Below are 8,936 nucleotides of genomic sequence, written 5' to 3'. Positions count from 1 at the left end.
GGAGTTGCAGAAACAGGTGTAATAACTGAAGATGGAAGGACTTGTTCAGCAAGAACTTGGTTTGTTAACCCCAATATATTATGTAATTCACCTAAAGATGATATTGATAGAGCAACTCAACAAATTTTTTCAAAAGCGCTACGTAATATCAAAATTGAAGGTAATAAGAAAAAACATAAACTACCAATTTATTTATTTTAGATGTCGATTTTATATTGACATCTTTTTTTATTTGTGTTTTTACACTTTTTAGGTGTTAAAAAAAATTAACACAGGTGTTAAAAAAAATTAACACCTCATGTCTTATAAACCCTTGATATTACTGACTTTCTTCACTTTGCTCTTCTCACTCTTATATATAAGGCTAAAAGTTCCGCAAGGAACAGGTAGTATTTTTGAGCAAATAACGCTCAAAAATCTCCACCTTCAGAAAAAGAAAAGTCGGTTCGTTAATCCTCACCTAAAGGCTATCGCCTTTTCTTTTTTTTCTGTCCTTGCAAAACTTTTTTCGGCTGGTTTTTAGCTTTCGCCAAGCCGAACAGACCAAAAACGGGGGTAAATTGCTCGACTTGGATCAACAATTGTACCAGCCGAACCGCCAGTTCTTCCGTTTAAGGTATTCTTCTTTTTCTATATGAAATTAACGCTATGTGGGGTTTCGCCCCCACACGACGAGCCAGCACTCACACCCAAAAACAAGGGGAAAAGAAATAAAAAGAGCCCTGTGAATGCAATTGACATGGCTCTTTTTTCTAGGTATTTTTTCAATAGAGAATTTTAAAATTAATTCTGAAGAACTTCTTTCCCTTTTGATTTTTTATGAGAAATTAATAAAAAAACAATCATAATTGCCAAAGGTAGTAAGAATACATACAAAGGTATACCCCAAACAAAATGTCCTTTCAGGGCTTGAATAATAATATAAATAAACTCCCAAATTACATGTAGTTTCATTGAACCCCTCCTGTTAAATTTACCCATAAATATATTAACTAGATACAATAGAAAGAGCAAGAAGGGCTAGTTGACGTAAAATTTGTTATTAGAAGTAAAATTTAACTCGAAAATAGCTAATATTATTAGTTGTTGAATGTCTGAACAAAATCAAACCAATAATATTATCGAGATCCTTTGGCAACTTCTTGCTGTGATGATTATCATAGTGACTTTTTCTTCAGCAACCACTATTATTGGTTAATTACCATAAGGACTTATTTTTGAAATTTGCTATTTTTTAGAAATTATGTTAATTTAATAAAGACCTATTTTTGTTCGGTTTGAGATTAAGAATAAATTTTGTTTTTCGTCTAAGGTATTTGAGCAAGGGTAGTAACATATGTGTGGGTATCCACACTAGGAGGCAATAATTATGGAACAAGGTAAAGTAAAATGGTTTAATGCAGACAAAGGTTTTGGATTCATCGAGCGTGCAGATGGAGCAGACGTATTCGTACATTTCTCAGCTATCCAAATCGACGGTTACAAATCTTTAGACGAAGGACAAAGTGTAACGTTTGAAGTAGAACAAGGACAACGTGGCCTACAAGCTACTAATGTTCAAAAAGCTTAATATTAGTTCATGAAAGACCCTCTTGTAGGGTCTTTTTTTGATTTTGTTATAATATTCCGAATACAACTTTTTAAGGGGATTTGGGGTGCTTAACTCTTAATGAAAAAGAAGATGTTAGGAATCATAATTTTAGCATACGGAGGGATTCATATGCCGCATGTTGTGTTTCGTGGAATTACTACTGAACAATTAAAACACATAAGCAAGCCATTGGTAGAAGAGCTCGCAGAGATTTGTGAGTGTGGTACGGATAATTTTACGTTGGAACTACCAAGTTCTACGTTTGTATTCAATGGAGAAGAAATAGAAGCGTTTCCTCTTATTGAAGTGAAATGGTTCGAGCGTGGACAGGAAATTCGTGATCGATTTGCCAAGGCCATTACTACATATGTAATGGATTTTGGACTTCCAGAAGTAGAGGTTGTATTTACGGTTTTCACAGAATCAGCGTATTATATTAACGGGAAGCATTGTGCAAGTTAGAGCTATTTGAAAGATTTTTGTAACCTTTATAAGGGGGGTAGAACCACATCGCTATCAAGCTAACTAGACAAAATACCCCCTTAAAAGAAAAAGGCGTTATTCTTTCTGCGAAATCATAGGAAAGGATAGCGCCTTTATATCAATATGACGGTATCCTATATGAAGAATTAACATCGTTCCAAATGTATATATTGTGTTCATAAGCATCTAAAAGGCAAGGAGTTGAATCATGAGGATCTTACTATCTAATGTAAGCAAAATAGGAAAATGGTTTGGAAACATAGAAGGTGAATGGGAAATACAAATAGACCACAATGGAAGGCAGAAAGAATTAAAAGAAAAGTAGCTAAAAATAGGGGGCGCATTTCATGTATAACTTACAAGAAGATATGTATGAACAATTGAAAGAGAAAAAAGGAGAAGTTACTGTATTTTTAAAGAATGGCGTTCCAGTACGTGGAAAGATTCTTGCAACAGATAAATTTACCGTCCTAATAATGGTTCATGGTAAACAACAACTAATCTATAAACAAGCAATCTCTACACTTGCTATTTAATGGGTACCGCCAGCATTTCGGAAAAAAACCACGTTAAGCAAATTTCAACACAAAATAGCCGACTTTAACCCCTTTAAGACTAAATCGGCTGTTTTATATTCAAAACTTAGTTGTTTGTAATATCAAAAGAAAATGTTTCTTTTAGTCCCTTTTTCCCGTCAGAAGTGATTTTTATTGCTCTTGTTTTAGGTAAACGTTGAACCCAATTTAGTTCTAATAGTCTTTCTAGAAGGGCATTTCCTAATGCTCCCGCAAGGTGGTGACGTCTTTCACTCCAATCTAAACATTTGTGTGTAAATGAACGACGCTTTTTCTTAACCCTTTCAAGATCAATTTGAAAATTTGTAAAGAATGACTCCCCTTTTTCAGTAACAGTAAAACCGTCCTTTTCTTCATAAATAACACCTATTTTAATTAAAGAATCTGTTAATTGTACTCCTAAATTTCCCGCAAGATGATCATAACATGTTCTTGCAAAACGCATCGCTTTATCTTCCGAAGCCTGTTTTAATGATTTAATTTCAATGGGTGGAGCTATTGATAAAAATGACTCCATAACTTGAGCAACTTCCGGATTTCGAATTCCATAATATCGATGTCTCCCCTGTTTTTCAACTATAACTACATTCGCATCGACCATTTTTGTCAAATGGAAACTAGCCGTCTGGGGTTTGATTCCTGCCATATATGCTAATTCGCTTGCAGGGTGGAATCTACCATCTAATAAGACTGTTAATATTGTTGCACGAGAAGCTTCACTCACAAGAGTAGCAATCATTGCTACATTTGGATTTGCGTTCATTTTAATTTCCCCCTAATGTAATCCATATTTCGATGATAATCGAAATGTTTATATTCTACAATAAATAGGAAAGAACATATGAATAGGAGGAGAAATAAAGATGAAAAAAATGACTCAGGTTTCAAACACAGAGACTATTAAACCTAAAATTCTATACTACGGAACTCCTGTGATTTTACTAAATTCACTAAATGAAGATGGAACAGTAAACATCAGCCCTATGTCATCATCATGGGCATTAGGAGATTGTATTATATTAGGAATTGGACTTGGTGGGAAAGCTATTGAAAATTTAGAACGACATCCTGAATGTGTAATCAATGTTCCGAGTCCTTCATTATGGGAGAATGTTGAACAATTAGCCCCCTATACAGGGAAAAATCCTGTTCCAGATTATAAGAAAAAGAATGGGTTTACATATGAAAAAGAAAAATATGATATTAGTAGATTAACACCTACTGAGTCTAAATCGGTAAAACCTACTCGAATTATGGAGTGTCCAATTCAAATTGAGGCAAGGGTGAAACATATTCGAATTCCTGATTATTCTCCTGATTTTGCAATTGTTGAGACACAAGCTATACATGTACACGCTCATAAGGAAATCATTCTTGAAGAAAATCATATTGACCCAAATAAATGGAGCCCACTTATATATAATTTCCGTCATTATTTTGGTCTTGGTAACCAGTTAGGTAAAACCTTTCGATCCGAAATATAAATAAATATATTATCTTTTAAATTGGACAATCCTTTCCTAATTAAAGTTAAATATTGTAGTAAGAAACCGAATTCCACCTGTTAAGGAATTCGGCTTCTTTATTATTTTTAATTTTGCTAAGAAGTGTTATTTCGATTTCCTTATAGCATCCAATACAACACAATTTAAATTAGCGTTAAAATGGCTCAAAAATCCTTAGCGTGGTTTTATTCCGTTTTGCGGTCTGTATCCCTTAATGGAGGAATGAAGAATAAAGATTGCTGTATCGGAATGGAAAGCATTGAAAAAAGAAACAAAGTTAAAGCTATTGCGTTATGCGATGTTAGAAAGTAAGTATAAGTAGGGGTCCCGCCAACATAACGTGAATTTCGTACGTTAAGGAATTATTAGATGCCTGTTATTTGTTTTAATTCATTTACTTATATTATTTTTTGAGCGCCCCAGTGATGGGGCCTTTTTTTATCATTTTAGCCAAGAAGACTCCTTCCTCAAGGAACGCGAAGTGAGTAGGTGGGAGATGAATTGGCTTCGGACAAGGGATGGCAGGGAGCCATCTTAATTGTTCGACATACATAAAGTATTACTTCACTATCCATCGAATGTATGTTTGGTATATAATAGTCATATACCGAAATGGAGGTGAATCAAATGATAATTAATAAAGCCTTTAAGTTTCGTATCTATCCAAATCAAGCACAAGCAATTCTAATTAATAAAACGATAGGTTGTTCTCGCTTTGTATTCAATCATTTCCTATCCCTATGGGATCACGCATATAAAGAAACTGGAAAAGGTTTAACATATGGTACATGTTCTGCCAAACTTCCTGCCATGAAGAAAGAGTTTGTTTGGCTCAAAGAAGTGGATAGTATTGCGATTCAGTCGTCTGTTCGCAACCTTGCGGATGCATATACACGATTTTTCAAAAAACAAAATAGTGCCCCGCGTTTCAAATCCAAGAAGAATAACGTACAATCTTATACCACAAAACAAACAAATGAAAATATTGCCGTTGTAGGGAACAAAATAAAGTTGCCCAAACTAGGCCTTGTTCGATTTGCCAAAAGTCGTGAAGTCGAGGGACGTATTGTAAATGCGACTGTTAGACGAAACCCTTCTGGTAGATATTTTGTGTCACTATTAGTTGAAACAGAAGTACAAGAACTTCCGAAAACATATTCTTACATTGGGATAGATGTAGGACTAAAAGATTTCGCCATTTTGTCAGATGGAACACCCTATGAAAATCCGAAGTTTTTTCGATCATTAGAAGATAAGTTGGCGAAAGCACAGCGTGTTCTTTCTAGAAGAATGAAAGGATCTTCTCGCTGGAATAAACAACGAGTAAAAGTAGCTAGAATTCATGAATACATATCAAATGCTAGAAAAGATTACTTAGACAAAATCTCAACTGAAATCATCAAAAGCCACGATGTTATCGGTATAGAGGATTTGCAAGTATCAAATATGTTAAAGAATCATAAGTTAGCAAAAGCAATTAGTGAAGTATCTTGGTCACAGTTTCGAACCATGTTGGAATATAAAGCAAAATGGTATGGCAAACAAGTCATTGTCGTATCGAAAACATTTGCTTCCAGCCAATTATGTTCTTGTTGTGGATATCAAAATAAAGACGTTAAAAATCTAAACCTACGTAAATGGGAATGTCCTTCTTGTCGTACGCACCATGATAGGGATATTAACGCAAGTATCAATATAAAGAATGAAGCAATAAGACTTCTAACCGCAAGGACTGCGGGGTTAGCCTAATCAATTAGAGTTCGATAGAATTCTTTACTTAGGAATCCCTCACTTCTAAACGAAGTGAAAGTGGGGGTAGTTCAAAATTGTGTTAAAGTAGAAACCCCTCAAGTATAAGGAGGGGTTATATAACTCGGAAAATGGTTATTAGTGTTTAATCAGATGAAGTTCAGGATATTGCTTCTGAATTTCTTCTAAATGATTTTTGTTTATTCCTTTTAAATTTTGATCGAAGAAGCTAGTTACTAGTTTATTAATGAGTGTATAATTTGCGGCTACATCTTCGTCTGGTTCGTTAATAATAGGTGAAAATGCTGCTAAATCTGTAAAACTAGTATGATTTGTTTTTGGAATTACCACTGTGTACACGCCAGGTTTTTCAATAGTTTTATTTCTTAAATAGGATATTTCCAATAATTCATTTTGGATTCCGGTTGTCTTTTGATTTTTAGCTTCTTTCATATAATGAATCGTAGCCTCAGCATTCATCAACATGAATGGTTTCTGAGGACCGTCTTTAGGCATTGGATCACCATACAATCCGCCATCCATATCAATTGCGGCTTTAATACGCGTATCTTTTACTAACATTTGTGCGGAAGTTGCTCCGCCAAAAGAGTGACCGAACATTCCAATTTTGTCATAGTTAATTAAGTCTGCGATAGTATTAAAACTTTTATCGAAATTCCCTTCTATTACTTCGTTTAAAACAAAAGTAGTATCCTGTTCCCATTTTTGAACTATGTTATTTAAGTCAGTAGGTGTATATTCAATTGGTATAGAGTCTACACGGTTTCCGTTAGGGAAAATCGTTGTTGCTGCATATCCTGTGAAATTAAGAGCGATTACTACATAGCCTTGACTAGCTAATTCCTCTAACTGGAATGTATTTTGTTGACCATATAATCCCATCCCATGGCCGAATAAAAGGAGGGGGAATGTTTCTTTATCTTGAAGTGGCTTAGCATCTTGATAAGAATGTGTTTTTGTCAGCCCTAAATGTGTCGTTACGATATACGGAGCACCGTTTGTTACTGCCAATTGTTCAGCCAGCTCGTTTATGTTCTCAAAATAAGCAGAAGGCTTCCCTGATCCTTTTTCGGCAGGATAGTATACTTGTATCATTAACTCACGATTTTCATGATTATTTGGTACAGTGGTTTCTTTTCGATTTGTATCAATTAAATGAAAAGCTTTCGTTCCTACTGTATATTTTCCAGTAGGCTCTGGGAGTGTTATGATCGGAAAAAGTAAAGGTAATGTAAACATTGCGATAGTAGTTACGATAATTCCTAAACCTTTTAAAACTTTCATCACTAACTTTTCAGAAACGGCTGTAGTTTTTGGTTTCAAAAAAACTTGTAATGTTAAAACGAACAATAAGAAATAGGCGGGGATCATACGCCAGTTTGCACCAATTACAATGATGATGGCAAATAAGAATACATAATTAATCAGTAAAATGACTATGTTTTTTTTCGTCAAACCTCGTTCGATAAAGATGGGAGTGATGCTAGATAAAAGTAATACAGCAACAAAAATGATTTCTAACATTTTCAGCTTTTAGCTCCTTTCCTAATCATATAAACGTAGATTGATAATTTACAATCTTCTCAATTATATAACCATCTTTGATAATTGTATGCATGTAAGTAAGTTTAGAATGTTTTTACATGACATGGTAAGAAAAAGTACTCATACGAGTACTTTTTTTAAAATAAATGTAAACGTCAAGTAACCCCAAAATATACAATAAAAGTTGATGTAGAAAAAGAGCAATAAATTACCTTCTCTCTTTTTATAAAATTCACGAACTCCATTCCTGTTGGAATTTTAAATAAAAAAGATAAGATCCAGGAACACGATCTTATCTTTAGCGTAAGAGAAAAACAAGTGACAGAAACCAGCTTAATTTTTATAGTATTATATTTTTTGTTAATTTTCGATATAACAACCATATATAACATCTATATCTGTATTGAGAAATTTATTACAAAATTAGTTATAAAATGATTCAAAACTCCAAAGTAAACTTTTACCCATTAGTTTACATTCATCCCCACTAAATTATTGACTTCTCACTAATTCCCCTGATACCCTCAATTTATATAACAAAAGTATACATTAAAAATCAAGTAAACAAGTGGATTATTAGCTTAATCTAACAATTCTTACAGATACATTTGGAATACTTGCAAACTGCGAATTATAAATGTTCCCTCCTAAAGAATCAGCAGCAATTTCCAAAGTATTAACTGGATTAGGTGCTATAACAAGAAATCCTGAACTTAAGGATTGAAATGTTCCAGAAGCTACTTGCGGACTAACAACAATAGCTCCAGTAATAGTAGAACCATTAAGAAGGGCTCTAGTAGATACAAAATTACCTGTTGGAGCTTGCGATACAGTATTATATTCAACTAAATAAGTACCAGCATCTAAATTTATAACACTAGAACCAGGTGTATGTGATATTCCTGGTGTCAATATTAAATTAGTATCTAATGGTATTCCTGTACCTTGAGGGATAAGAGCTGTAGTAGTAAAATTTACTATAAAAGCATTGGTATTAGTGGCAAATGGCCCTGTTGATCCTGTGGATCCTGTGGATCCTGTTGATCCTGTGGATCCTGTTGGCCCTGTTGATCCTGTGGATCCTGTTGGCCCTGTTGGCCCTGTTGGCCCTGTTGGCCCTGTTGGTCCTGTGGATCCTGTTGGCCCTGTTGGCCCTGTTGGTCCTGTGGATCCTGTTGGCCCTGTTGATCCTGTTGATCCTGTTGGCCCTGTTGGTCCCGTTGGTCCTGTTGGTCCTGTTGGTCCCGTTGATCCTGTTGGCCCTGTTAATCCTGTTGGTCCTGTTGGAAAAGTAAAAGGTGGAATAGGTGGTAATGTAGGACCAATCAAATTTGGATCTAATGCAGAAGCACTCAAATATTCATCTGGTATAAGACCTTTCCATCTTTCTTCATTTAACATAATTCACCTCCAAAAACTCTTATCATAACTAATAAATGCATCAAAAAAGCAAAATAAAATCAATAA

8 protein-coding genes and 2 pseudogenes are annotated in these 8,936 nt (G+C 34.6%); 6 read left to right on the top strand and 4 right to left on the bottom strand.

The window, feature by feature from the left end; genetic code table 11:
* Window positions 1-201, top strand: a pseudogene (locus tag JDS92_RS24370) (MarR family transcriptional regulator); the annotation flags it as partial.
* A 582-nt stretch (window positions 202-783) separates the two neighbouring features.
* Here JDS92_RS24370 and JDS92_RS24365 read toward each other — a convergent pair.
* A complete protein-coding gene (locus JDS92_RS24365) occupies window positions 784-954 on the bottom strand; it encodes a hypothetical protein (protein ID WP_000766347.1) in 171 nt (56 codons plus the stop codon).
* A 415-nt stretch (window positions 955-1,369) separates the two neighbouring features.
* On the opposite strand from JDS92_RS24365, the gene JDS92_RS24360 reads away from it, so the two are divergent.
* From JDS92_RS24360 to hfq, 3 genes are all read left to right on the top strand, one after another.
* Complete coding sequence (locus JDS92_RS24360; RefSeq protein ID WP_000434813.1) at window positions 1,370-1,570, top strand: cold-shock protein; 201 nt, start codon at window positions 1,370-1,372, stop codon at window positions 1,568-1,570.
* Between the two features lie 150 nt (window positions 1,571-1,720).
* Window positions 1,721-2,053: a DUF1904 family protein gene (locus tag JDS92_RS24355; RefSeq protein ID WP_001120954.1), complete on the top strand. Its 333-nt coding sequence runs from the start codon at window positions 1,721-1,723 to the stop codon at window positions 2,051-2,053.
* 368 nt (window positions 2,054-2,421) lie between these two features.
* The gene (gene hfq, locus JDS92_RS24350) at window positions 2,422-2,610 is read left to right on the top strand and encodes an RNA chaperone Hfq (RefSeq protein ID WP_199632653.1); all 189 of its coding nucleotides are present in this window, start codon (window positions 2,422-2,424) and stop codon (window positions 2,608-2,610) included.
* Between the two features lie 106 nt (window positions 2,611-2,716).
* Here the strand turns inward: hfq and JDS92_RS24345 are convergent, their stop codons facing one another.
* Complete coding sequence (locus JDS92_RS24345; protein ID WP_000993336.1) at window positions 2,717-3,412, bottom strand: ArsR/SmtB family transcription factor; 696 nt, start codon at window positions 3,410-3,412, stop codon at window positions 2,717-2,719.
* A gap of 100 nt (window positions 3,413-3,512) precedes the next feature.
* On the opposite strand from JDS92_RS24345, the gene JDS92_RS24340 reads away from it, so the two are divergent.
* Both JDS92_RS24340 and tnpB read left to right on the top strand, forming a co-directional pair.
* Complete coding sequence (locus JDS92_RS24340) at window positions 3,513-4,133, top strand: flavin reductase family protein (RefSeq protein ID WP_000738849.1); 621 nt, start codon at window positions 3,513-3,515, stop codon at window positions 4,131-4,133.
* Between the two features lie 648 nt (window positions 4,134-4,781).
* Window positions 4,782-5,903 carry an IS200/IS605 family element RNA-guided endonuclease TnpB gene (gene tnpB / locus JDS92_RS24335; protein ID WP_199632652.1) on the top strand — a complete coding sequence of 374 codons (1,122 nt, stop codon included), beginning with the start codon at window positions 4,782-4,784 and terminating at the stop codon, window positions 5,901-5,903.
* 138 nt (window positions 5,904-6,041) lie between these two features.
* Here tnpB and JDS92_RS24330 read toward each other — a convergent pair whose 3' ends face one another.
* Together JDS92_RS24330 and JDS92_RS31730 are read right to left on the bottom strand one after the other, a co-directional pair.
* A complete protein-coding gene (locus JDS92_RS24330) occupies window positions 6,042-7,448 on the bottom strand; it encodes an alpha/beta hydrolase family protein (RefSeq protein ID WP_098911330.1) in 1,407 nt (468 codons plus the stop codon).
* Window positions 7,449-8,504: 1,056 nt separating this feature from the next.
* A pseudogene (locus JDS92_RS31730) lies at window positions 8,505-8,870 on the bottom strand (exosporium leader peptide-containing protein); the annotation flags it as partial.
* Between the last annotated feature and the right edge of the window lie 66 nt (window positions 8,871-8,936).

Origin of the sequence: Bacillus cereus group sp. N12 (assembly GCF_016483575.1) — a bacterium.
Taxonomy (GTDB): domain Bacteria; phylum Bacillota; class Bacilli; order Bacillales; family Bacillaceae_G; genus Bacillus_A; species Bacillus_A toyonensis.
The sequence above is the reverse complement of the archived record's forward strand: the minus strand, read 5'-3'. Positions and strand labels throughout refer to the sequence as shown.

Excerpts from the sequence above, each read along its gene's own strand:
- JDS92_RS24365 (WP_000766347.1), bottom strand. The coding sequence starts at position 954 with ATGAAACTACATGTAATTTGGGAGTTTATTTATATTATTATTCAAGCC.
- JDS92_RS24360 (WP_000434813.1), top strand. The coding sequence starts at position 1,370 with ATGGAACAAGGTAAAGTAAAATGGTTTAATGCAGACAAAGGTTTTGGA.
- JDS92_RS24355 (WP_001120954.1), top strand. The coding sequence starts at position 1,721 with ATGCCGCATGTTGTGTTTCGTGGAATTACTACTGAACAATTAAAACAC.
- hfq (WP_199632653.1), top strand. The coding sequence starts at position 2,422 with ATGTATAACTTACAAGAAGATATGTATGAACAATTGAAAGAGAAAAAA.
- JDS92_RS24345 (WP_000993336.1), bottom strand. The coding sequence starts at position 3,412 with ATGAACGCAAATCCAAATGTAGCAATGATTGCTACTCTTGTGAGTGAA.
- JDS92_RS24340 (WP_000738849.1), top strand. The coding sequence starts at position 3,513 with ATGAAAAAAATGACTCAGGTTTCAAACACAGAGACTATTAAACCTAAA.
- tnpB (WP_199632652.1), top strand. The coding sequence starts at position 4,782 with ATGATAATTAATAAAGCCTTTAAGTTTCGTATCTATCCAAATCAAGCA.
- JDS92_RS24330 (WP_098911330.1), bottom strand. The coding sequence starts at position 7,448 with ATGTTAGAAATCATTTTTGTTGCTGTATTACTTTTATCTAGCATCACT.